The organism is Pantoea sp. B566 (assembly GCF_024793925.1).
Lineage (GTDB): Bacteria > Pseudomonadota > Gammaproteobacteria > Enterobacterales > Enterobacteriaceae > Pantoea > Pantoea ananatis.
This window is the reverse complement of record NZ_JANUQL010000003.1, coordinates 1,205,076-1,228,657: the sequence shown is the minus strand read 5'-3', so window position 1 is coordinate 1,228,657 and position 23,582 is coordinate 1,205,076. Positions and strand designations below refer to the sequence as shown.

The 23,582-nt window shown below is 51.9% G+C and carries 18 protein-coding genes; 11 read left to right on the top strand and 7 right to left on the bottom strand.

Annotated elements, in window-relative coordinates; all coding sequences use genetic code 11:
- The first annotated feature begins 8 nt into the window (after positions 1-8).
- The 3 genes from apbE to NYE92_RS07370 all read left to right on the top strand — a co-directional run bounded on the left by apbE (position 9) and on the right by NYE92_RS07370 (position 3,442).
- Positions 9-1,049, top strand: a complete 1,041-nt coding sequence (apbE, locus tag NYE92_RS07380) for an FAD:protein FMN transferase ApbE (RefSeq protein ID WP_029569017.1) — start codon at positions 9-11, stop codon at positions 1,047-1,049.
- A gap of 14 nt (positions 1,050-1,063) precedes the next feature.
- A complete protein-coding gene (gene alkB, locus NYE92_RS07375) occupies positions 1,064-1,705 on the top strand; it encodes a DNA oxidative demethylase AlkB (protein WP_013026478.1) in 642 nt (213 codons plus the stop codon).
- 84 nt (positions 1,706-1,789) lie between these two features.
- Positions 1,790-3,442, top strand: coding sequence for a multidrug ABC transporter permease/ATP-binding protein (locus NYE92_RS07370; RefSeq protein WP_072138175.1), 1,653 nt, complete (start codon positions 1,790-1,792; stop codon positions 3,440-3,442).
- 184 nt (positions 3,443-3,626) lie between these two features.
- On the opposite strand, the gene NYE92_RS07365 is transcribed toward NYE92_RS07370, so the two are convergent.
- Both NYE92_RS07365 and NYE92_RS07360 read right to left on the bottom strand, forming a co-directional pair.
- Positions 3,627-3,830: a hypothetical protein gene (locus tag NYE92_RS07365; RefSeq protein ID WP_013026476.1), complete on the bottom strand. Its 204-nt coding sequence runs from the start codon at positions 3,828-3,830 to the stop codon at positions 3,627-3,629.
- Between the two features lie 282 nt (positions 3,831-4,112).
- Positions 4,113-5,366: a mechanosensitive ion channel family protein gene (locus NYE92_RS07360; RefSeq protein WP_014594147.1), complete on the bottom strand. Its 1,254-nt coding sequence runs from the start codon at positions 5,364-5,366 to the stop codon at positions 4,113-4,115.
- Between the two features lie 731 nt (positions 5,367-6,097).
- Between NYE92_RS07360 and NYE92_RS07355 the strand changes: the two genes are divergently transcribed.
- Entirely contained in the window at positions 6,098-7,501 is a 1,404-nt protein-coding gene (locus tag NYE92_RS07355) for a glycoside-pentoside-hexuronide (GPH):cation symporter (protein WP_259018807.1), read from the top strand.
- A gap of 41 nt (positions 7,502-7,542) precedes the next feature.
- Positions 7,543-9,057: an alpha-N-arabinofuranosidase gene (locus tag NYE92_RS07350; protein ID WP_259018806.1), complete on the top strand. Its 1,515-nt coding sequence runs from the start codon at positions 7,543-7,545 to the stop codon at positions 9,055-9,057.
- A gap of 520 nt (positions 9,058-9,577) precedes the next feature.
- On the opposite strand, the gene NYE92_RS07345 is transcribed toward NYE92_RS07350, so the two are convergent.
- The 5 genes from NYE92_RS07345 to NYE92_RS07325 all read right to left on the bottom strand — a co-directional run bounded on the left by NYE92_RS07345 (position 9,578) and on the right by NYE92_RS07325 (position 13,293).
- Positions 9,578-10,009 carry a biopolymer transporter ExbD gene (locus NYE92_RS07345; protein WP_013026472.1) on the bottom strand — a complete coding sequence of 144 codons (432 nt, stop codon included), beginning with the start codon at positions 10,007-10,009 and terminating at the stop codon, positions 9,578-9,580.
- A gap of 26 nt (positions 10,010-10,035) precedes the next feature.
- Positions 10,036-10,788 (bottom strand): MotA/TolQ/ExbB proton channel family protein, encoded by a 753-nt coding sequence (locus NYE92_RS07340; RefSeq protein ID WP_259018805.1) that lies wholly within the window; start codon positions 10,786-10,788, stop codon positions 10,036-10,038.
- A 49-nt stretch (positions 10,789-10,837) separates the two neighbouring features.
- Positions 10,838-11,536 carry an energy transducer TonB gene (locus tag NYE92_RS07335; protein WP_231858601.1) on the bottom strand — a complete coding sequence of 233 codons (699 nt, stop codon included), beginning with the start codon at positions 11,534-11,536 and terminating at the stop codon, positions 10,838-10,840.
- A gap of 252 nt (positions 11,537-11,788) precedes the next feature.
- Positions 11,789-12,745: a FecR family protein gene (locus NYE92_RS07330; protein WP_013026469.1), complete on the bottom strand. Its 957-nt coding sequence runs from the start codon at positions 12,743-12,745 to the stop codon at positions 11,789-11,791.
- Positions 12,742-13,293: a sigma-70 family RNA polymerase sigma factor gene (locus NYE92_RS07325; RefSeq protein ID WP_014594144.1), complete on the bottom strand. Its 552-nt coding sequence runs from the start codon at positions 13,291-13,293 to the stop codon at positions 12,742-12,744. The genes NYE92_RS07330 and NYE92_RS07325 overlap by 4 nt, the downstream gene beginning before the upstream one ends.
- A 685-nt stretch (positions 13,294-13,978) precedes the next feature.
- Here NYE92_RS07325 and NYE92_RS07320 point away from each other — a divergent pair.
- The 6 genes from NYE92_RS07320 to NYE92_RS07295 all read left to right on the top strand — a co-directional run bounded on the left by NYE92_RS07320 (position 13,979) and on the right by NYE92_RS07295 (position 23,531).
- The gene (locus NYE92_RS07320) at positions 13,979-16,423 is read left to right on the top strand and encodes a TonB-dependent siderophore receptor (RefSeq protein WP_259018804.1); all 2,445 of its coding nucleotides are present in this window, start codon (positions 13,979-13,981) and stop codon (positions 16,421-16,423) included.
- Positions 16,424-16,451: 28 nt separating this feature from the next.
- Positions 16,452-18,143 (top strand): ABC transporter ATP-binding protein/permease, encoded by a 1,692-nt coding sequence (locus NYE92_RS07315; RefSeq protein WP_072138172.1) that lies wholly within the window; start codon positions 16,452-16,454, stop codon positions 18,141-18,143.
- Positions 18,144-18,172: 29 nt separating this feature from the next.
- Positions 18,173-19,429, top strand: coding sequence for a co-chaperone YbbN (locus NYE92_RS07310; protein WP_259018803.1), 1,257 nt, complete (start codon positions 18,173-18,175; stop codon positions 19,427-19,429).
- Between the two features lie 26 nt (positions 19,430-19,455).
- Positions 19,456-20,805 carry a TldD/PmbA family protein gene (locus tag NYE92_RS07305; RefSeq protein WP_259018802.1) on the top strand — a complete coding sequence of 450 codons (1,350 nt, stop codon included), beginning with the start codon at positions 19,456-19,458 and terminating at the stop codon, positions 20,803-20,805.
- Positions 20,806-20,822: 17 nt separating this feature from the next.
- Positions 20,823-22,280 (top strand): metalloprotease TldD, encoded by a 1,458-nt coding sequence (tldD, locus tag NYE92_RS07300; protein ID WP_013026463.1) that lies wholly within the window; start codon positions 20,823-20,825, stop codon positions 22,278-22,280.
- 222 nt (positions 22,281-22,502) lie between these two features.
- On the top strand, positions 22,503-23,531 hold the full coding sequence (locus NYE92_RS07295; RefSeq protein ID WP_042678205.1) for a DUF2891 domain-containing protein: 1,029 nt from the start codon (positions 22,503-22,505) through the stop codon (positions 23,529-23,531).
- Positions 23,532-23,582 lie beyond the last annotated feature (51 nt).

The following is a 23,582-nucleotide window of genomic DNA, read 5'->3' as shown; positions in this document are numbered from 1 at the left end:
GATAAATAATGATGCGTTTTAAGATAAATCTCCTGTTTGTAGCTTTAATGTCATTGTTAATGGGATGTGACGACACGTCATCCAAAGCCCATGACGCCATGGTGCTGGAAGGCAAAACGATGGGAACGGTGTGGCGAGTCAGCCTGGCAGGCGTGGAGGCTGGACGCAAAGCGGCACTACAACAGCGCATCCAGCAACGACTGGATGCCGATGATGCGGAACTCTCGACGTGGAAACCGACGTCAGTGCTGTCACGTTTTAATCAGAGCCGTGCAACAACGCCTCAGCCGGTGAGTGAAAACATGGCTGATATCGTGACGATTGCGCTGCGTATCGGCAAAAAAACCTCGGGCGCCATGGATATTACGGTCGGGCCGCTGGTGAATTTATGGGGATTTGGCCCCGATAAGCAGCCCAACCATATTCCGGATGACAGCCAGATTGCCGCGGCCAAAGCCCTGACCGGCTTACAACATTTACGTGTCATACAGGGAGGCGAAGGCCAGTGGTTACAGAAGGATCTGCCAGGCTTGTATGTTGATCTCTCCACGGTGGGAGAAGGTTTTGCGACCGATCACCTTGCGCGACTGATGGAACAGGAGGGGATTAACAATTATCTGGTCTCGGTGGGGGGGGCTGTGCTATCCCGCGGGATGAATGCGCAGAACCAGCCATGGCGGGTGGCGATTCAGAAACCGACCGATCGCGAAAATGCCGTGCAGGCGCGGGTAGACTTACAGGGACACGGCATCAGCACATCTGGCAGCTATCGAAACTATTATGAGCTAGACGGCAAACGTCTTTCACACATTATCGATCCCGCGACTGGCCGCCCAATTGACCATAAGCTGGTGTCAGCGACCGTGATTGCCACTACGGCGCTGGAAGCGGATGGCTGGGACACCGGCCTCATGGTGTTAGGTACTGAAAAAGCCAAAGCGCTGGCGATTAAAGAGAAACTGGCGGTGTATTTAATCACCCGGGAAGGCGATCGCTTCGTCAGCTGGATGTCGCCCCAGTTCTCTGCTTTTATTATTCCATCTGACTGACTGAGAGAACCGCTATGCTGGATCTGTTTAGTGATGCCTCACCCTGGCAAGAACCCCTGGCTGATGGCGCGGTGATTTTACGCCGTCGCGCACGCGATGAGGCGGAAGATCTGTATCAGGCCATGATGGCAATAGCAGAATGTAATCCGTTTGAGCACCGCATCACGCCGGGCGGACATCGCATGTCCGTTGCGATGACCAACTGTGGGGACTTCGGCTGGTCGACAGATGCGCGCGGCTACCGATACAGTGAACAGGACAGCAGCAGTCAACGTCCGTGGCCGGCAATGCCGGATGCGTTTCGCCGGCTGGCGCAGCAGTCGGCTGAAGAGGCCGGCTTCCCGGGCTTCAATCCGGATGCCTGCCTGGTTAACCGCTACGAACCCGGCGCTAAGCTGACGCTGCATCAGGACAAGGATGAAAAAGACTTACGCCAGCCCATCGTTTCAGTGTCACTGGGCCTGGCGGCGGTTTTTCAGTTTGGTGGCTTTGAGCGGGGCGACCATGCACAGCGGGTTTTGCTGGAACATGGCGATGTGGTGGTGTGGGGCGGGCCTTCGCGACTGCGCTATCACGGCATCCTGCCGCTCAAGGCAGGCATCCATCCGCTCACCGGCGCCTTTCGCTATAACCTGACATTCAGGCGGGCTTTTTAACCCCCGCGCAAAGTGCGAATAACTATTGCTATCATTTGCCATCACATTACACTGCAGGCTGATTTTCATGTCTGGTAAGGTTCTATGGCGTTGTTGAATGTGGTTTTCTGCCAGTATCGCTGGCCGTTTATTGGCGTAATTTTGCTCACCCTGCTGAGTGCCGCATTGGGTATTGGCATGATTGCTTTTATCAATAGCGAAATGATCGTCGCCGTGAATACTTCCCTGACTGTTCTGCCCGCGTTTCTGTTCCAGGTCGTGATGCTGATGGGCGTAACGCTGGCCTCACAGCTGGCGCTGACCTGGCTGGGCCATCAGTTTGTCTGGCGCATGCGTGGCGAATTTATCAAGCGTATCCTGGACACGCGCGTGGAGCGCATCGAACAGATTGGTAGCGCACAACTGCTGGCGGGATTAACCAGCGATGTCCGGGCAATCACCCTCGCTTTTGTCCGATTGCCTGAGTTAATTCAGGGCATCATTATCACGCTCGGTTCAGCGCTGTATCTTGCCTGGCTGTCACCCAGAATGCTGCTGGTCACCAGCGGCTGGCTGGTGGTGACCATCATCGGCGGCTGGATGCTGGTGTCGCGGGTTTATCAGCATATGGCGAAGCTACGCGATGTCGAAGACAATCTCTACCGCGATTACCAGACGGTGATCGAGGGGCGTAAAGAGCTACAGCTTAACCGTGAGCGTGCCAGACTCATCTATGAAACGGTTTATCAGCAGGACGCCAACACCTACCGGCACCATATTGTGCGTGCCGATACCTTTCATCTCAGTGCCGTTAACTGGTCAAACATCATGATGCTGGGCGCTATCGGGATGGTGTTTTACATGGCTAACAGTCTGGGATGGGCCAATACGGCCGTCGCGGCCACCTTTTCCCTGACGTTGCTTTTTTTGCGCACGCCGCTGCTGTCCGCGGTCGGCGCTCTGCCTACGCTACTGAGCGCTCAGGTCGCCTTTCGCAAGCTCAATACCTTTGATCTCGCGCCCTATGAACCTGACTTTCCCACCTTTAACGGCGAAACCGACTGGCAGACGCTTGAATTGCGAGATGTGACCTTTCACTACGGCGATAACGGTTTCCAGGTCGGACCGGTTAACTTGCGGCTCCAGCGCGGCGAGCTGGTGTTTTTAATCGGCGGTAACGGGAGCGGCAAATCGACGCTGGCCATGCTGCTCACCGGACTGTATCGCCCTCAGTCCGGCAGCCTGTTAATCGATGGCAAACCGGTTGATATGGGCGACCTCGATCGCTGGCGCAAACACTTTTCCGCCGTCTTTACCGATGTCCATCTGTTTGATCGCCTGATTGACAGCAAAGGCGATCCGGCGTCACCCGCCCGGATTCAGCAGTGGCTGGAAAAGCTTAAAATGCAGGACAAGCTAAAGATTGAAGGGAATAAGATCCTGAATCTGCAGTTGTCAAAAGGGCAAAGTAAAAGGCTGGCGTTGCTGCTGGCCGTGGCTGAACAGCGCGATGTCCTGCTGCTGGATGAGTGGGCAGCCGATCAGGATCCCCATTTCCGCCGGGTTTTCTATCGTGAACTACTGCCGGCGTTACAGGCCGCCGGTAAAACGGTATTCGCCATCAGCCACGACGACCACTACTTTATTCATGCCGATCGTCTGCTAGAAATGCGCGAGGGTAATCTGTACGAATTAACCGGCCATGCTCGCGACCACGCCAGCTTGGATGCCGTCAGGCTGACTGATACCGGATTATGATGTCTGATGAACGCGATTGACGAGGCTGCCCGATGCCTGACTACCACACTCAGAAGAGGGGCAGAGGGTTGATGCATAAAGGATAAAGCCGCTCAGGGTGAGCGGCTTAGAAAAGGTCTGGTTGGCGCTTGAAATCACACGTTGCTTTGCTGTAACGCGGTGTGAGGTTGGTAGCTTGTTATAATCAATCGTTTGGCGGGATGGAGAAGTTTTTCAGTGAAACGACAAAATGTTGTTGGCCTTTGCTGATGCGCGCACCGCGATCGCACCACTGACTTGCCAGACGAAAGAAATCGTCACAACCGATGTCGTATGCCAGCTCCACCTTATTGATACCTGAGTGCAGTAAATTTTCTGCATCCTTCAGGTTTTTAGCTTGGATGATCATATCTGTACCCTCGATTTCAGGAGGAAACAGAATAAGCTTTTTTTATGACAAAAATGTTTCAGTTTGATGAACCGCTGTCTTATTTGTTATTTTTGTGAAGCATTAGACATTAAGGGTTTATCACTAACTTATTAATTAATATCAATAATGGTGATTTTTTAGCAGTTTATCGGGAAAGTCTGATATTGCAACCATCAGCAGCGGGCTGTTCAGCACAGCCCGGCAAACAGAAATCGTTTAGTCCTGTTGATGTCTGTCAGGCAGCAGGCCAATCAGAGGTTTTCAGGTCTGGGCTTCATGCTCACTCTCAGGGCGAAGACGTTCCTGAGCCAGAAAACTCAGGTCGCTGCCTGCAGGACGCTGGTAAATGCGCAGCGAAAAGACGTTAGCGATGGCATATACGTATTCGAAGATGGCCGATTGGGTATGTTCATAATCGACCCAAAGCACTGACGACGTAAAGCAGTAGATCTCAATGGGCAGCCCCTCAGAAGACGGCTTCATTGACCTCACCACGATATACATCTCTTTATGGATATCATCTCGCTGAGCCAGCCAGGCGGTGAGATAGTGACGAAAGATCATCAAATTCGTCATGCCATTTTCAACGAACCAGCGATCGCCGACGGCACTCAGTTCGCGACCATCCATAAGTTTGGACAGTTGTTCATTAATGCCGCGAATCTGCGTCATGGGCTCCAGCATGGCGTGATTTACAAAGCTTATGGACGTTTGATCAATGTAGAAACTGCGCATGATCCGGCGTGCACCGGATGAGAACATGGCCTGCCAGTTGGTATAGGTTTCGGTCAGAAAGGTTTTGGTGGGAACGCGGGACAGAGTATTGTCCCAGTTGCGAATAGTAATGGTGTGAAGGGCGATATCCACTACCTCTCCACTGATATTATTGACCGGAAGCTCTATCCAGTCGCCTAGCTGCAACACATCATTCGAAGAGAGCTGTATATTCGCCACCAGCGACAGTAAAGTGTGCTGAAATATCAACATCAGTACCGCTGCCACCGCACCCAGACTGGAGATAATAATGACTGGCGACTTATTCGACATGATAGCCAGGATCATAATCGCCGAAATGATATGCACCAGAATTTTGCCGACCTGAATATAGCCTTTAATGGAATGGTTTTTACGTTTCGACTTTTTTACGTAGGAGATATTGATAATCTCCAGTACTTCATTAAAGAACAGCGACAGATAGACCATAAACAAAATGCCGCAGATGGTCTTAATGGCAATCAGCAGATGCTCGGGTAAGTCCGGCATAAACTGCAGCAGGAAGTAGACGGTGATCACCGGAATAAAATTAGACAGCTTTTCAGACAGCCTGACGTCTTTGTCCAGCGGCACCTGATTTTTATGGCTGCTGAAGAACACCTTACGTACAACTTTGACAACCAAAAACTTACAAATCAGATGCGCAACCAGGCCCGCGACAATCAACACAACGATGTTAATAGCAATGGAAAGAGCAGGTTTGTTCTCGATAAAGTGTTGTATGTCGTTCAAATAATTCATGTTAATCGTATGCCTGGAAATTTGTCTGTATTCAATCACAAACCTGATAATGGCGATAAGCGTAGCGTGCGTTTGAACGTCGTGCGAGGGGTAAGTTAATTGAATTGATTTATCATGCCATAGTGCCACTTTACGCCTGTGGCATCGCCAGCCTGTCTGACGCGTGAACAGGGGCGGCAGAGCGGGGCAGTCAACGAAAGTCTGGCTCGTTCAGGCCATGACTGTACTGCCTGTGCTGAGGTTCACGTACGCGTCCTGCGAGCGCTGGCGCGTTCACCAGGGCAGTGCATGGGTAACCGGCTTTGTACTGTGCCACAGAGGTATTTTTCGCCGCCTCATAACGGTCAGTTTCGGCAACAGGTCTTTAGCCTTTCGGTTATTCAGGACAGGCAGAGATCAGTATCGTCATATTGAACCGGGGATGCCATGCGCGCGTTAACTCCCTGCATATAAATGAGCGTCATTGAATTAAGGTTATATTTTCCCGATGCTCATGATTTTGTTGAACCTGTTCCTGCTGTCGCTCAGGCGTGTTTTTTTTCTCTTAGTGACATGTTGTTGGCCTGATAAACAGGCGCTGCAAAATGCGGGTTTTACACTCTGTATTTATAGCTATTTACGCTAAATATATGGAGGATATCGCCGTGATTTGACTTATGAGAGGCATGCTGTAGGTTAAAAACACCTCAAAAACATATGCTTATCTCCACCTCTTTTCAGGAAGGTGGAAAATGAAAACTCACACTATCTCTAACAGTCACCCCGGTGGTCGTGTTCAGTCGGCGCGCTCGGGCAGAGTGGGCTTTATTGAAAAAGCCGGTTTTGGCGCCGGCGATGCGGCCTGCAATATGTTGTTTAATCCGATAACCATGTTCTTGTCGTTTTTCTATACGGATATATTTGGCCTTGCGCCGGGCGTGGTGGCGACCATCTTTCTTGTTGTACGATTTGCCGATGCGGTTTTCGACCCCTTTTACGGCGCTTATATTGATAAAACCGCGACGCGATGGGGCCGTTTTCGTCCCTGGATTATTGGCTTTGCCGTACCCTTTGCCATTAGCTGTATGGTGATGTTTTACACACCGGATTTACAGGGCCAGGCAAAGGTCATGTATGCCTTTATTACCTATCTGATTTTGTCGCTGCTTTATTCCGGGGTTAACATTCCTTATTGCTCGCTGGGCGGCGTAATCACTACCAACGCGCAAGAACGGGTGTCCTGTCAGCAATTCCGTTTTATGGGCGCCGGGCTCGCCAGCCTGTTCTGCACGCTGACATTACTGCCAATGGTGGCCTTTTTCGGTAACGGAAACCGGCAAATCGGTTTCTTCTGGGTCATCACCATTTTTGCCATCATTTCCCTGTTTTTGTTTGTTTTTTGTGTGGCAACCACCCGGGAGCGCATTACACCCAAGAGCAATGCCGGAGAATCCATTTTCACTATTATCCGGCAAATCACAAAAAACGATCAGTGGGTCGTCTGTGTCTTTGCCATGTTTCTGGACTGTATCCCTTCTTTTGTGCGCGGCGCCGCCTGTATCTACTTTGCGAAGTACGTGATGGGATTAAACGATTACTACGCCACGCTGTTCCTGAGCACCGGCATTGTTGCCGGTATTCTTGGCTCTTACATTACCCCGTTTTTCACGAACCGGTGGTGTAAGGTTCAGGTTTATCAGGCATGCAAAGCGGTCGCGCTGGCGATGTCAGTGGTGTTCTTCTTTTTGCCCGCCCAGAACGTGGTACTGGTGTTTGGCTGGTTTTTTATCCTGTCAGTCATTCATCAGATTGGTGCGCCTATCCTGTGGTCGTTTATCGGTGACGTTGATGACTATGGCGACTGGAAAACAGGCAAGCGCCTGTCTGGGATCTGTGCCTCTGGCAACCTGTTTTCACTCAAAATTGCGCTGGCCGTCAGCGGCGCGATTGTGGGGGCTGTCCTGTCGGTCACCGGTTATCAGGCCAACATTGCTGTGCAAAGCAGCCGCGCCATCGCCGGGATTTATGCGCTGATGGTCTGGATTCCCGTCGTGGGTTATCTGCTGTCTGTGTGGCTGGTCCGTTCGCGCTACATATTGACCACAGCCAAAATGAAAACCATTGAAGACGATCTGTTCTCAACGCATCCCGAGTAAGCCTTTATCCGTAATTCGTTATGAAGACAGAAGGGAAGAAAATGATTACGTACTTTTTCCAAAAACAAAACTACATCGACCAGGTGGACGATGCCCTGTACGGCTCCTTTGTTGAGCATCTTGGCCGCGCTGTCTATAGCGGCATCTATGAACCTGGGCATGCCACGGCAGATCAACACGGCTTTCGGCAGGACGTGGGGGAACTGGTGAAGGATCTGGGGATCAGCACCGTACGTTATCCCGGTGGTAACTTTGTCTCGGGCTATAACTGGCGTGACGGCATTGGCCCGCAAGCCGGGCGCCCGGTCAGGCTGGATTATGCGTGGCTGACGAAAGAAAGCAACCAGTTTGGCATCGATGAGTTCGCCACCTGGTGTGAGAAATATGTGGTGACGCCAATGATCGCCGTCAACCTTGGCACAGGTACGCCGCAGGAGGCCGGTTACTTTATTGAATACTGTAATCTGGCGTCCGGCACTGCGCTCAGCGATCTGCGCATCCAGCATGGTCGGGAAACGCCGTATAATTTTAAACTCTGGTGCCTGGGTAATGAGATGGACGGCGAGTGGCAAACCGGGCAGCTGAGCGCGGAGGATTACGTCAAAAAAGCGCGGGAAACGGCAAAAATCATGCGCTGGGTCGACCGGGATATCAGGCTGGTCGCCTGCGGCAGTTCTAACTCGTTACAGGCCAGCTACCCGGAATGGGATCGTATCGTTCTGGAAGGGCTCTATCATCAGATCGATTACCTCTCATGCCACCATTATTTTGAAAACAGCACCGGTAACCCGCAGGATTTCTTAGCGTCGTTCCAGAGAATGGATGATTTTATTCATACCATCACGGCCACGGCGGACTATGTAAAAGCCAAACTGCGCAGCGATAAAAAGATGATGCTGTCGTTTGATGAATGGAACATCTGGTCAATCGAAGGCGAACCCTGGCAGGATCATTTTATCGATCCCAACAACCTTTATCAGGAAGCGCCGCCCCTGCTGGAGCAGTCTTATACCTTCCTGGACGCGCTGACGTTTGGCGGGCTGATGTGTTCATTACTCAATCATTGTGACCGGGTGAAAATGGCGTCGCTGGCCCAGTTGGTCAATGTGATTGCTCCCATCTTTACCCGCCCCGGCGGCGAGGTGATTCGCCAGACCATCTTCTGGCCTTTCCAAATGGTGAGCCAGTATGGACGCGGGCACGCGCTGCGCTATTTTGCCAACGTTCCCACCGTTAACACGGTGCATGGCGAAACCCGGCAGGTACAAAGCGCGGCGGTGTACAATGAAGAGAGGCAGCAAATTGCCTTCTTTGCGCTCAATACACACGACCATGACGCAACAGACATCAGGTTTATGCTGGATGCGTTTGGTGAGGGAGTACTCTCACAACATATCGTGTTAGCCGGCTATGCGCTGGATGCCAGAAATACCTTCTCTCAGCCGGATAATGTGGTGCCGCAACCCCGCACGCTGACAAATGAGCAGCGTCGCCAGAAACAGGTGTCGCTCCCGCCTCTCAGCTGGAACATGGTGCTGATCGATCTGCAATGCTGAACAGGGATAAACCCGCCAGTGTCGGATGTTTCTGGCGAAGGTGATGAAGCGGCGGAGCCACTCAAAACCCACTATCGCGTGGGTTTTGACCGAACTGGGCCGGGTTTATCGATCGCCTTACTCCAGGATTTCGGCCAGATTTACGATATAACGTGAGGAGATAAAGGCAATTGACCTTTTATCAAATTCCCGTTCATGACGGATATTTGCTAATAGGTTCCAGTAAAAAACCTTCGCCCCATACGGCCGCAGCGACAATCGACAATCTGACAGCGCGTGGGTTTTTTATCATTGTTTATCGCGCCTTTCCGGAATCATGAACCCTGTTTATCGGGGCGACGTTCTACGCATCAGAATAAATGTTTCCCTTAAACGAAATCCTGGCATGATGCTTTTTTAACAGCGCATATTGGCCTTTATTCGCTGTTGATCATTGATTAACCCGCTCGGCACAGTCATTCCTGACTATCGAACAGCCTGTGTTTTTTATCTGTTATTGACAAATGCAGTTAAATGACGCTCAGGCAGCCGGCACTTTTTTATCCACCACAAAATCAAACTTTGTTAAACCAACACTCTGGGCACTTGTCATCACGAAGGCCACTCGCCCATACGGGGTTCCCTGATCCGCATAGATACGGATATGCGGCGGTTCAGGCAGTTTTGCCGCATCCTGCAGCCGGGCTACAAAGGCGGCGTCATCGAGTGTTTCTTTATCCCAGGCAATATTCCCGTTGGCCGTCAGCGAGATATTCACCGATTTAATGTTCTTATCGACCATGCTGGCGTTAGCTTTGGGCAAATTGACTTTTACCGCCGGATTGATCACCGGCAAGGTAATCATAAAGACAATCAGCAATACCAGCATGACATCAATAAAAGGGGTCATATTAATATCATTGACCAGCGGATCGTCATCTGACTCAAACTGTGATTTACCTGACATACTCATTTTTCACGTCTCCTGAGAAGGCCGCGCTAAACTGGCTGACTGGCGCGAAATGGCTGAACAGGGCTCGACTGAGCTTTATCGCCAGCGTGCAGTTGCTCTACGTTAGACGTAATACGTGATCCGGTAAGATAATAAGCGTGCAGGTCGTTGGCAAAACGCGCGATGGCGTGCTGAAGGGCGCGGTTGCGACGACTTATGGTGTTAAACCCCAGAACTGCCGGGATAGCCACGAAAAGGCCAAATGCCGTCATGATAAGCGCTTCGCCCACCGGCCCGGCAACGTGAGCCAGATCGGGCTGGTCGGCCATGCTGATGGACTGCAGCGCATGATAGATCCCCCAAACGGTGCCAAGCAAACCTACAAATGGCGCCGTACTGCCAATGGAGGCAAGGATCCCCAGGCCTGATTGCAGATTGGCAGCGCTGTCGTCGATACTGTTTTTCAGGGCGCGGGCCAGCCAGTCGCTAATATCCAGATTGTTGCTGATGCCTGCTTCAATCGTATATTGGTGGGACATGGCCGCGTGTCCGGCGATGGCAAGGTCGCGAAACGGGTTGTTACCGTTGGCACCCAAGGTATCAATGGCTGCCGGTAGCGTCTTTTGACTCCAGAATAAATGCTTGGTGCGGTGGGCTATCTTTTTCATGCCCGCGCCTTGTATGCATTTTATAACAATGACCGACCAGGACATGACCGACATAATTAGCAGGATAATGGCCACTGACCGGGTAATGATGTCACCCTGTTCCCATACATGTTCAATGCCAAACTCATTCATAATGCATCCTCAATTAGTAAGAAAAGCGCCCGCTCATCATCATCCTGCCCTAGCTGGATAATTTGAACGTGATGGGTTGAATCGTCATAACGGAAATCGCCTGGCCGTTTTCCATGTATGGATTACAGCGTATTCGGGAAACGGCTTCCATTGCCGCCTGATCCAGATCGTCAAAGCCGCTGCTCCGTGCAATTTCGCGGTGTTTCACCGTGCCATCGGAGTTAATGATCAGGCGGATTAGCACCTCGCCCTGTTCCTGAAGCCGTTTCGCCCTACGTGGATAGTCCGGAGCCGGTACCTGGCAACCCACTGTGGCGACATTCCTGGGGGCAGCATTCGGTACGCTTTTCAGCATTTGCCCTTGAGACGTGGCGGGAATCGCCGTTCGTTCCGCCACTTTTGCATTTTGCACGGGTGAAGGTTTAACCGGTTCGACCGGGTGCGTTTTTTCCGTTAACGTTTTGTGTCGAACAACCGGCTTTGGTTTGGGCTTAGGCGGCACGACTTTTGGCTCAGGTGGCGGTACAACCGGCTTGACGTCATCCTGATCGATTTCGCGCGTGCTGTTATCGGCGGTCAGGACAGGTGGCGCTTTGACGACCTCCGGAACCGATACGGGTTCAGCGGGCGCCTCGACCATGGTTGCTTCAATACTGGTTTGGGTCGCGGGATTAATAATATTCAGCGGATGGTATTGAGTGGTGTGGGTAATAGCCATGGCAATCAGTGCCAGGTGCAAGATAACCACCGCGCTCACCGCCAGCTTTGGCAGATTTTTTTTACAGGAACTCTGCGCGCCTTGCGGAGCAATCAGGGGAGCCGTTGGTATTCCAGGCACTGAAAGATGATCTTTGAAAATAAGGCGCTCTGCTTTCACTACTACCTCACGATAAATCGCTACTGCTTAATGATTCTCAGCAGCAGTTTCTGGAAGACTTATCCTGTATGTGCAACGAGAATGAAAAAATGACACCGGCCGGGGAAGAAAAAACGCAAATTTTTATGACGCGGCCGGCTCGATCCTGATCCAGTAATTCGTAGTGCGAGTGATCGCAATCGGCATTGTTTGGGCAAGCGCGTCGAGCGTGTAGGGAATATTATCAAGCGGGAAGTTGCCGCTGACTCGCAGGTCAGCGACGGCCGGGGCGACGCGAATGACGGCAGGACTGTAATTTTTCAGTGAGTTAATCACGGAACCCAGCGTAGCATCTTTCACTTCCAGGCGACCCTGCGTCCATGCGGTTTCCTCATAGGGCGAGACGCCCAGCGGAATAAACGACTGATGATCGAACCACAGACCGTGGCCTGCCTGAACCTGCCGACTGTCACCGTTTCGATTGGTCACTTTTACCACCGCGTTCAGGACGGCCAAATGAATACCGCTCGATTCCTGCCGAACATGGAAACGGGCTTCCTGCGCAAGAATTCGCCCTGCGTGGGTGGCAATGGTGAACGGGCGTTGATCGTCGACCACTTCGGCAATAATGCCACCGGTGCGCAGTTCCACTTTGCGCAAGGTTTCATCCAGCGAAATATTCAACGCCGTGCGGGCATTCATATCCAGCGTGCTGCCGTCGTTAAGTTGGATCCTGCGCCGCTGTCCGGTATCGGTATAAGCATCGGATAACAGGTAGGGCAAAGGATATCGCTGGTTTAATATCAACCCACTGAACACACCTAACGCGGCAACGCCACAGGCTTTTTGCAGGAACTGACGGCGGCTTGACGGCGCAAGCAACGTCTGGCGCAGATTTTCTGTGGGTATACTGTGGTTTAGCGTCTGAATTTTACCCAACGTTGCTTCAATTTTTGCACAGGCGGCGTCGTGACGATCGTCGGAATAACGCCAGCGCTCATACTGCCGGAAGTCATCTTCTGTGGCATCGCCCGAGCGTAACAGTACCATCCACTCAATTGCTTCCTGCGCGACGTCGTCGGGACGCTGGGTAAGTTTCATTTGTGATGTCCCGCCATCGGGTCAGATTGACCCTGAGCCACCAGATAACAATTCGTCAGTGCTTTAGCCACATATTTACGCACCATACTGGCTGATACGCCAAGCTCTTTAGCGATTTCAGCATAGGTCATGCCATCCAGTTGGTTGAGCAAAAAGGCCTTTCTCGCATTTACGGACAGGCCATCCAGAGCGCGATCGATAGCCAGTAAAGACTCCATCACCATCTCCAGTTCTTCGGGCGAGGGGTGACAATGCTGCGGGCTATCTGCCAGAGCTTTGAGATAAGCCTGTTCAAGGTCGCGGCGTCGCCAGTTTTCATATAACACGCGCTGGGCCAGTGTCGTCAGCATGGCCCTGGGCTCGCGAATGTGGGGCAGTTCCGGAATTGCCGCCAGACGTAAAAACGCTTCAGAAGCGATATCTTCTGCCATGGTGCCGTAGCTAATTCGACGCCGTAATTTATCCGTCAGCCAGCGATAATCGCTGCGAAAAATAAGCGTTAATATATCTGAACGATCGGTCATGTCGGCAGGCATAATGTCCCCCATCTGAAAACTTAACACCTTTCTCAGCGCCTCAATAAAGACCGAGAAATGGAACCCACTTTCTACCTTGCGCTAAGGTGCAGCTTATTGTGGGAAAAACCTTTGCCTACCAAGCAAAAGAAAGGCCAATGTGTTTCCGGACTTTTCTTTTTTAAGTTTATTTTTTTTATTTATTACTATTCAGCTTGTTATAAATGCATCGTTACGCTCTGCCACTCACTTCTCTTGTGCCATCTTTTTGACGCTGGAAGGCCAGCCTCAGTAGTCTGCACCGCAAAGGTGCTGCGTTCATCTGTCGCTGACGGCGGAGACAAGACAGAACGAAAGACAAGAGTATGATTTTTTTATTAACGTGTTTCATCTTCCTGAGGCGAAGCGTCATTGATGCGAGTGTTGATTCACCAGAGAGCGCCCAGTAAAAACTCACATCCAATTAAGCACCAGAATGGTGCGCTAATGCGTCGCCGTTCACTCGGCGTTGGGTTACACAGTGATGAATAACTTATAAATTAATTTTGAATTTAAATAGTTAATATTATTAATGTTTTCAAGTTAAGTGATTTTTTTCACACAAACACCTTAATGAGGTGTCACTTTTTAAATCTCATTGCACATACCTACTGAGAAGAATAATCGACTCATAACAATATGACGTAGTCCCTTTACCTTTTCTGCTGGAGCTGTAGCAATGAACGAAGCACCGCATCATGCAAAGAAAACGTATTTTACCCAAGGCCGTCTGGCGTTGGCGGTAAATATTGCCCTGGCCATTACTGCCTTTCCGCTACTTGCGTTGCAGGATGGTTATGCTGCAGCGCCTGCGGCAATCAATTATTCCGTGCCTTCCGGTTCTCTGGAGCAAGGTTTATTAGCGATAGCCCGTCAAAGTCATCAAACCATCTCGTTCGATCCTAAACTGGTGGCGCCTTACCAGGCTAAAGAGATTAAAGGTCACTTCACGCTGAAGCAGGCTCTTTTGCAACAGTTGCAGGGAACGCCACTTTCCGTCACTACCACACCTAATGGTACGCTGACTATCTATGCGATGAATCCCACCTCGCCGGTTAAACCCGCCTCAGATCTGCAAGCTGCGCAGGACAGCGGTCAGACTCTGCCAACGATTACCGTTAACGGTGAGGCAGAACGCAGCGAAGATGAAACGGTATATAATCCATCAATGTCGAGTTCTGCGACGCGCACCAATTTATCCCTGCAGGATACGGCACAGTCCGTTCAGGTCATCAGCCGCAAAGTGCTGGACGATCAGCAGGCCACCTCTGTGGAAGATGCGCTGCGTAACGTAGGAGGGGTCAATCTTAGTACCGGTAATCGCGGACAAAATGGCGTTAGCATCCGAGGTTTTGCCATCACCTCAGGTTCCACAGACGGCGTATCCAATCCCAGCAACGCGGTAAACGGCAGCCCTTTAGGTTACTCCAGTATTGATGGTGTTGAGCGTATTGAGGTATTAAAAGGACCACAGGCGGTATTAGCAGGAAACAGCTCACCTGCGGGTTCGGTTAACGTTGTCCGTAAAGCGCCGACGGCTTACCCACTGCATACAATAAAAGTCGAGGTGGCCAAATATGGTGAAGTCAAAACCGCAATCGATCTCGGCGGACCATTAAACGACGATAAAACGTTCCGCTACCGCCTTAATGCATCCACCATGCACTCCGATAACAGCTTCCCGGATTTTAATGGTAATCGTGCCGACTACCTTGCACCGGTTCTCGCATGGGAAGGGGAAAAAACACATATAAAAGTGGGCGCCGAATTTACCAATACCCGAAAATCAGGCCCTGCAGCAACTCTTTATAGTAACGGCCATATTTTAAAACTGCCTGAATACCGACTGGGTGATAAAGATGACCACTTCGCTCTTGATTCTAAAACTACCTATTATGAACTAAAGCAGGATCTGTCAGATAACTGGTCGTTTAACAGTAAAGCCGCTTATGTGGACAGCGTGAATAATTTCCGCGTTCATGAAGTTTACAATGCCGCGCGCAATGGCAATTTACTGAGCCACGAGCTGGGTATCAGACAGGACACCACGTCCTTAAGCCTGCAGAACGATATCCGGGGCAAATTCGATACCGGGCCGTTAACCCATAATGTTCTGGTGGGTTATGATTACCAACATACAGAGACCACCGACTGGGAACTGGCTCAAGGGCGAATCTTCACGACGGGAAATTATAACAATCCTGACAGCCTTTCTTTTCCGCCAATACCCGATCCAACCGCTAAAAACTATAATACGCTTGAACAACAAAAGGGAATTATTCTTCAGGACCAGATTGATTTCTGGAAAAAGCTGCATCTGCAATTGTCCGCCAAGCGAGCGCAATGGACGTCAAAATCGACAGCCTATGTTTCACCGACGCGCACTTTAATTACCTTTTCAGATGAAACGAAATGGGTGCCCAGCTACGGTGTGAGTTATGACATTACGCCTGAGGTCACCGTCTATGCTAATTTACTCAACAGTTTTCAGACAAGTGGATTGCTGGACCCCCGGACCGGAAGTGCATTTGCACCTTCCACAGGAAAATCGAAGGAGGCCGGCTTTAAATTCAGTCTGCTCGACGATAACCTGACGATTACGACGTCAGCCTTTGACATTATTCAAAAAAATCTCATCATTACGAATTTTGCCGGTCAACCAGTCGGGACACAAGGAAGGGAAACCAAAGGTTTCGATTTCGATTTGAATGGTCAGATATTGCCGGGGTGGAATATCACCACCAGTTATACTTTCTCTCAGTCAAAAGATCCCGACAACGCGGCACTTATCGGTTACCAAAGCAAAGTTGTGGGTCAGCCAAAACATACCGCGAGCCTCTGGACCACCTATGAAATACAGCAAGGGAAATTACAGGGACTGGGTGCGGGTGTCGGGGTACAGGCAGCAAGCAGTACCTGGAACGGTTACAGAAACAACTATTTTAAAGAGGGCGGTTGGGCCCAAACGGATGCCTCCGTTTTCTATCATCAGCCTAAATATACGGTGACGCTGGGCGTGAATAATATATTTAATCGCACGCTCTATTATTACACCTCAACCCCTCAGTTTATCAGTGTGAAACCTGACAGGACAGCACGTCTGACGCTGACTTATTCGTTCTGATACATGTAAATCACCAGAGTATACTAACGTGGTAAATAAAATCCCATCGGATGATAACCGTCCGGGTACGTGGCAATTAATCTATCCTTTCTGGATATCATCAGAGAAATGGCTGGCTATATTATTACTGGCTATCATCCTGACAATTAATTTTACCACGACCTATGCCTTTGTCGCATTGAACAGGCTACACGGAAAATTAACCGATGCACTGGTCGCACTCAACTGGCCGGTAATCAGCAATGTCATGATTGAAAGCCTGATTATCGGCGCGTTAACCACGGTATTGCCTTTGATAAGCGTACTGGCGATAAACTATCTCACGTTGCGATGGCGGACATGGATGACCGCTCGCTTTGTGGAACGCTGGACAGAACATCCTGCTTATTATCAGTTAGAACGGGACAACGTTATCAGCAACAGCGATCAACGCGTTGCGGAAGATATCAATCTTTTTACCGACGTCACAATCAATTTATCGACCAACATTATTAATGTGCTGGTCAACATGGTCACTTTCACCATTGTGCTGTGGGGATTATCAGGCGCGTTATCCATTAGCCTGGGCAGCACGACATTATCTATTCCCGGTTACATGGTGATTGTCGTCTATTTGTATTCTGTTGCCCATCTCGCGCTGGCGCACTGGCTGGGTAAAGTCCTGATCGGCGTGAATATGAATAAACAAACGGTGGAAGCTGACTTTCGTTTCCTTGGCATGCAGGTTCGGGAAAACGCCGAGCAAATTGCTTTTTTTGAAGGTGGAGAGCGTGAACGGCGGCGGCTATTTTCGCGCTTTGAACGGGTGCGCGCCAATACCCTGCTGATGATGCGTAAGACGTTCAGACTCAACTTTTTCCAGAGCTTTTTTTCGCAGGTATTTTCGCCCTTACCCACGCTGCTGGCACTCCCGTTGCTACTGTCGGGAAAAATAACGATGGGCGGCCTGACGCAGATCACGATGGCCTACGGAACCTTGCTTAGCACGCTTTCTTTTTTCCCACAGGCTTATCAGTCATTTACCAACTGGATGGCGCTGTCCAACCGACTTCGTGATCTGCTCTGGGCGTTAAATAAAGCGCGCGATAAGCCCTCAGGGATTTTACTGAAGCACCAGGGGACGCGCCTGCAGTGCGAGAACCTGACGCTTCGGCAGCCAGATGGTTCGTTACTGTCCCATCTGCCGCACTGGCAGGTACAGGCGGGCGAGCGCTGGGTGATTCGCGGCCGTTCGGGCTGTGGTAAGAGCACGCTATTGCGCGCCTGTGCCGGGCTCTGGCCTTATGGCGAAGGCACTATTATTGCCCCCGAGTCTGTTCGTACGCTTTTTTTACCCCAGAAAAGCTATATCCCGGTAGGCACGTTAAAAAGTGCGCTGACCTATCCGCTTGAACCTGACGTTTTTACCGATCAGCAGTGCCAACAGGCGTTAATTGACTGCTGCCTGGAGGCTCACGCCGCTTCGTTAACACAATTTGACCGCTGGCAGCAGGTGCTCTCCGGCGGCGAACAGCAACGGCTGGCGATGGCCCGGGTGCTGTTGCACAAACCCGAAATGCTGTTTCTTGATGAAGCGACCAGCGCACTCGATCCGCAGACAGAAAACCGACTTTATCAGGCGCTTATCGACCAGTTGCCCAACTGTACGCTTATCAGCGTGGCACACCGTAAAGAGCTTGAACACTTCCACCCTCATATTCTCACGCTCACGGCCCGTTAATGAGCGTTAACGCTTGCAAAGGAAACACTATGACGCATAAATCCATTGAATTAACCGATCTTGAGCTTGATGTCTTTCTGGCCGATGCTCAGTTACCGGTTCTCGTCGATCTCTGGGCCCCCTGGTGCGCGCCTTGCCGAGCGATGTCGCCGATTATCGATAAGCTGGCCCGCAACACGGCGGGACATTTACTGGTCGCCAAACTTGATGTCGAAAAATATCCTTCCATCATGCAGCGCTTTAGCGTACGGGGCATTCCCACCTTATTGCTGTTTAACCCGGCTCAGGACCCGGTTCGGTTAGTGGGCGCTCAGTCTCTGGCTCAGCTCAACGAATGGCTTGCCAACCATCAGGTCAACATCTCGGTACCCACAGTGCACGTACAGCAGGACGAAAGTCTGGAATGGGGCAGTTTCTATGGGGATGACGAACTGCTCGCTTTTATTGCGGCACGTGTGCTGCGACATGCCCGCGAGCGAGAGATTACCACGGGCCAGAGTCGCTACTGGATCGAGGGTAAAGGCACCCTTGCGGCGGCGATGGTCCATCAACCCGACAGTAATGCATTTGAACGTATCACCGGGCTTTCCCCTGCACTGGGCTGCCTGCTTGACCGTTGTGAATATCTCACGGTGGAACAGGTGGAAGGCCTGTTTGGGGCGTTACGGGCAGGTAAAGATTACCGACTGGTGCCGCCAGCGTTTATGCAGTGGTGGCTGAGCGATGGGTTCTTCCCCTGGGATAATCATCTGCGTGCGCCCGAGCTAATAACGCTACTGGCGCAGTGGCAAACACTGTGCGCCGACCGGTTTGCTGGACGCGAAACGACGCCGCAGGCCTGGGCCGATATTGGCAATCTGGCATCTTCCCTGTTGTCTGGCTTCCAAACGTCAGACCGACAGCTGGAAAAGATAGTCGCCATGATGATCCAACATCTTTCACCGTTTCCTGTTACGACCGACGGTGAACGGTGGGACATCATCACGAAAAATATGAACTGGGCGCATTTCCACATTATGCAAATCCACTCAGGCTGGAGCGACGACGATCGCGCCACACCAGAGAAGCGAATGGGATGGTTTATGGCGAAAGAGCGTCAAACGCCGACGGGCAAGCTCACTCAGGGGGAGATCGCCCAGCTCAGAGATGAATGGAAGTCGCTAAATGGTGAATTTATTAGTAAAGAAAACGCGCTTCATCAAAACCTGTTGCAGCTTGCGCTGCCAATAAGCACAGCATCGCAGACGGTTTTGAATCGCCTGCTTGCCGCGGCACCGGACCTTTAATAATGATGCATAAACAGGGGGCCGCTATGGCAAATACGTTGGCGCACAGCCGGGTTCAGCTGTCTGACCTGGCTGACAGCGTTATCAGGATGGCCTTGCAGGAAGGGGCTTCCGATGCGCAGGTGATGTTTAACGAAAGCACAGGACTGCTACTTGAAATGCGTCAGGGCCGGTTAAAAACGCGCACCCGCGCCAGTCAATCCAGCCTGTTTCTCACCGTTTACCGAGGTCATCATCAGGGAACGACCAGCTCAACGAACTATTCGTCTGCAAGCCTGCGTGAAACGGTGCAGGCCGCATGCCGTATTGCAGGTTACACCGGCGAAGATCGTTTCGCCGGACTGGCGGAGGCACGCTTTCTTTGCCGTGCATCGGACGAACTGGACCTCTGGCATCCCTGGAACCTCGACGAAGTCGATGCGACAGCACTGGCACAGCGCATAGAGGCCGGGATTGTTTCAGCGGGTGACGACGTCATTAGCGACGGTGTTACCGTGCACACCGGGCACTCGGACTGCTTCATCATGAACAGTCATGGATTTAGCTGCAGCGAACGCCAGAGCAATCACCTGATGGCAGCCCGCGCGCTGGCCCGTAAGCAGAATCGCAGCCTGCTGGATTTCCATTTCTCGGTTGCCCGCCACGCCCAGTCACTCATGGCACCGGAAGAGATCGGACGCCGGGCTGGAAATGGCGCGATAGCGGCGCTGGATACTGCCCCGCTTCAGGGCAGCCAGCGCTGTCCGGTCTTGTTTGACGCTAAATGTGCGCTGTCTTTGCTTGACCATCTGGTTCAGGCGAACAGCGGTAGCGTGCTGTATCACCGTAACAGCTTCCTCGCTGACAGACTGGGCGAGACGGTTTTCAGCGACCACGTCAGCGTCACTGAAGATCCCTTCGCGCCGCAGGGGCTCGCCAGCCGGTCATTCGACGGCGACGGTATCGGCGGCACAACCCGCAAGATCGTTAATCAGGGGATTCTGGCGGGTTTTTTCCTCTCGGCTTATGCCGCGCGCCATCTTGATATGGCTCCGACCGGGAATGGCTGGGGGCCGGGAAACCTGTCTCTGACCAGCAGCCTGACGCAGAAGGGCGATGATTTCGACGCGATGGTAAAAAAACTTCATACCGGGCTGATCGTGACCAGTTTCAGCGGCGGCGGGCCACGGTTGATTAACGGTGATTACTCGCGAAGCCTGCGGGGTTTTTGGGCTGAAGGCGGGCAAATACGGTACGCCGTTGATGGCGTTACGGTGGCGGGTAACCTGGCCGAAATGTTCCGCAACATTGTGGCTATCGGGACTGACGTGATAACCCAGGGCGCACTGACTTCCGGGTCTGTATTAATTGATAACCTTCAGGTGGCAGGACGCTGAGCCAAAGGAGTTTTACTATGAGTCAAACAGGCACAACCACTCGCCTGGTACAGGCCAAACAGCAATTGCTGGAACCCTACGGCCTGAGCGATGCCCTGCTACAGGACATCATGGGACGGATTCTCGTCCATCGGGTCGATTACGCCGATTTATATGTGCAGAGTCTTCGCCATGAAAGTTGGGCAATGGAAAATGGCGTGGTGAACTTTGGATCGTTTGATGTCGATCAGGGGTTCGGCCTGCGTGCGGTAGAGTACGATCAGACCGCCTTCGCTTATTCTCAGCATCTTGATCTCAAACATTTGCGCGAAGCCGCGCGATCGGTGCGGACCATCGCTAAGCATTGCTGTCTCGCCCTGCCTGAACCTGTTAAAGCCCGGCCCGAGTCAACGCATATCGGCTCCCGCGATCCCTTAGTGGCATGGGAGGCGGCAGAGAAAATCAGTCTGCTGGAAAAAATCAACCAAATGACTCGTGCGCTTGACCCACGGGTGATTCAGGTCACGGCCAGCCTTCGATTGTCCCATTCGGTTAACTATGTCCTGCGCCATGATTTTTATCAGGCTGCAGATATTCGTCCGATGCTGCTGTTGCAGGTCAGCGTCATCGTCGAGCAGCGGGGCGTCCGTGAGTCGGCCACGACCGGCATAGGTGGGCGCGGCGATTTCAACATGTTCAACGATCAGGTGCTGCAACAGACTTTACGCACGATGGTGGATTCGGCACTGATAAATTTAGAGGCGGTTGCGGCCCCGTCCGGCGGAATGCCTGTTGTCATTGCCGCCGGATGGCCCGGCATGTTGTTGCATGAAGCGATGGGGCATGGCTTTGAAGGTGACTATAACCGGCTGGGTACCTCAGTTTACGCAGGGCGCATCGGAGAGAGAGTTGCACCACCTGGGGTGAATATCGTCGATGACGGCACGCTACAGGGGCGCCGGGGTTCGCTCAATACAGATGATGAGGGGCACCCGACGCAGTGCACCTCATTGATTGAAGACGGTATTCTGCAAGGTTATATGCATGACAGCCTGAGTGCCCGTCTGATGAAACTTCCCCCCACTGGCAATGGCCGACGTCAGTCCTACGCGTATCTTCCTATGCCGCGCATGACAAACACCTTTATGCGTAATGGCCAGTATGAACCTGAGGAGATCATTGCGTCTGTTAAACGTGGATTATATCTGGCCAACCTGGGCAGCGGACAGGTGGATATCGTCAGTGGCCAATACAGCTTTCAAAGCGCGCTGGCCTACCTGATCGAAGACGGCAAAATTACAACACCGGTTAAAGGCGCCACGCTGACCGGAAAGGGACCGGAAACGCTGCAGCAGATCAGCATGGTTGGCAACGATCTGGCCCTGGATCGTGGCGTCGCCACCTGCGGGAAATCGGGACAAAATGTTCCAGTGGGCGTAGGGCAACCCACGCTTAAAGTGGATAACCTGATCGTTGGCGGTACGCGCCAGCGATGAGGTCATCATCCGACGAAACCGGTCTGTGGCGCTTGTCGCTTTGACGGACGCTACGGGTGGGCTGATCGCTGTTCAAATGTCGATGCCAGCGTTTGCGCGCGCTGCGGACGCGCCAGAGCCCGCAGCGATCATGTGTTTTAAGCCAAAAATGAACCTGCCGTCACTGACTGGCGGTAAGGGGAATCTTGAGACGGTTAACGCTTTCTCGGGTAAGGAATGATGATGAAATTAACGCCATCCTGGACTGATGCGTTTGCCCGGATGCCATTAACCTATTTGCGCCAGGAATATCCCAGTCATCTTGTACACTTAATGCTTGATGACAGTGATGCCTTGTCGCCACGTGTACTGCATCCGGTTTTCTATGGCTGCTACGACTGGCACTCTGCGGTACACGGTTACTGGCTGTTGCTCCGTGCCCTGAGCCTTTATCCCACGTTGTCATGCCGTGATGAAATCATTGCTGTTTTTCATGCGCATTTTACTGAAGAAAATATCGCGCAGGAACGTGCTTATTTTACCGTACCGTTTCGCACGGCGTTCGAACGTCCTTACGGTTATGCATGGTTGCTTGGCTTATCCGGGGAGCTGAAAAAATCTGCCTTGCCGCAGGCTGCGCAGTGGTATCAGAGGCTTGAGCCACTGACGCAGGACATTCGCAGTCGCTTTATCGACTACTTCAGTAAGCTGACCTACGCTATTCGGGTCGGGACCCATACCAATTCTGCCTTCGCGCTGATGTTAGCACTGGATTACGCACGCACTTTAGAGGACAGCTTGCTGGAAAACGTCATCGTTAATGTCGCAGAACGTTTTTACCGCGAGGACACTGATTATCCAGCACATTATGAACCCGGTGGGGACGAATACCTTTCTGGTGCATTAACGGAAGCCATGTTAATGAGTAAAGTCACCGTTAACTTCGCCAACTGGTTCGATGCATTTCTACCTGATATCGCCAGTAAGACCGCGCTGATGCAGCCTGCAGAGGTCAGCGATCGTACCGATCCCACCATCACACATCTTGACGGATTGAATCTCAGCAGAGCCTGGTGCTTTAGGCATCTTGCTGTTGCATTGCCAAACGCTCATCCCGCTGTCTCGTTGCTTCAGGCCGCAGCCGAGCGGCATCTGACAGCCAGTCTCCCTCACGTGGTGGGCAGCCATTACAGCGGCGGCCACTGGCTTGCCAGCTTTGCACTGCTGGCTTTGGCGTCGCCTGTTGACGGCCAGGCTCATCATCAAACGTGATCTCGCGTTTGAGATCCTCTCCGGCATCCTGAGGTTACGATAACATGATAC

Bases quoted from the DNA above. Each gene is read 5' to 3' on its own strand.
- apbE (WP_029569017.1), top strand. From the start codon at position 9: ATGATGCGTTTTAAGATAAATCTCCTGTTTGTAGCTTTAATGTCATTG.
- alkB (WP_013026478.1), top strand. From the start codon at position 1,064: ATGCTGGATCTGTTTAGTGATGCCTCACCCTGGCAAGAACCCCTGGCT.
- NYE92_RS07370 (WP_072138175.1), top strand. From the start codon at position 1,790: ATGGCGTTGTTGAATGTGGTTTTCTGCCAGTATCGCTGGCCGTTTATT.
- NYE92_RS07365 (WP_013026476.1), bottom strand. From the start codon at position 3,830: ATGATCATCCAAGCTAAAAACCTGAAGGATGCAGAAAATTTACTGCAC.
- NYE92_RS07360 (WP_014594147.1), bottom strand. From the start codon at position 5,366: ATGAATTATTTGAACGACATACAACACTTTATCGAGAACAAACCTGCT.
- NYE92_RS07355 (WP_259018807.1), top strand. From the start codon at position 6,098: ATGAAAACTCACACTATCTCTAACAGTCACCCCGGTGGTCGTGTTCAG.
- NYE92_RS07350 (WP_259018806.1), top strand. From the start codon at position 7,543: ATGATTACGTACTTTTTCCAAAAACAAAACTACATCGACCAGGTGGAC.
- NYE92_RS07345 (WP_013026472.1), bottom strand. From the start codon at position 10,009: ATGAGTATGTCAGGTAAATCACAGTTTGAGTCAGATGACGATCCGCTG.
- NYE92_RS07340 (WP_259018805.1), bottom strand. From the start codon at position 10,788: ATGAATGAGTTTGGCATTGAACATGTATGGGAACAGGGTGACATCATT.
- NYE92_RS07330 (WP_013026469.1), bottom strand. From the start codon at position 12,745: ATGAAACTTACCCAGCGTCCCGACGACGTCGCGCAGGAAGCAATTGAG.
- NYE92_RS07325 (WP_014594144.1), bottom strand. From the start codon at position 13,293: ATGGGGGACATTATGCCTGCCGACATGACCGATCGTTCAGATATATTA.
- NYE92_RS07320 (WP_259018804.1), top strand. From the start codon at position 13,979: ATGAACGAAGCACCGCATCATGCAAAGAAAACGTATTTTACCCAAGGC.
- NYE92_RS07310 (WP_259018803.1), top strand. From the start codon at position 18,173: ATGACGCATAAATCCATTGAATTAACCGATCTTGAGCTTGATGTCTTT.
- NYE92_RS07305 (WP_259018802.1), top strand. From the start codon at position 19,456: ATGGCAAATACGTTGGCGCACAGCCGGGTTCAGCTGTCTGACCTGGCT.
- tldD (WP_013026463.1), top strand. From the start codon at position 20,823: ATGAGTCAAACAGGCACAACCACTCGCCTGGTACAGGCCAAACAGCAA.
- NYE92_RS07295 (WP_042678205.1), top strand. From the start codon at position 22,503: ATGAAATTAACGCCATCCTGGACTGATGCGTTTGCCCGGATGCCATTA.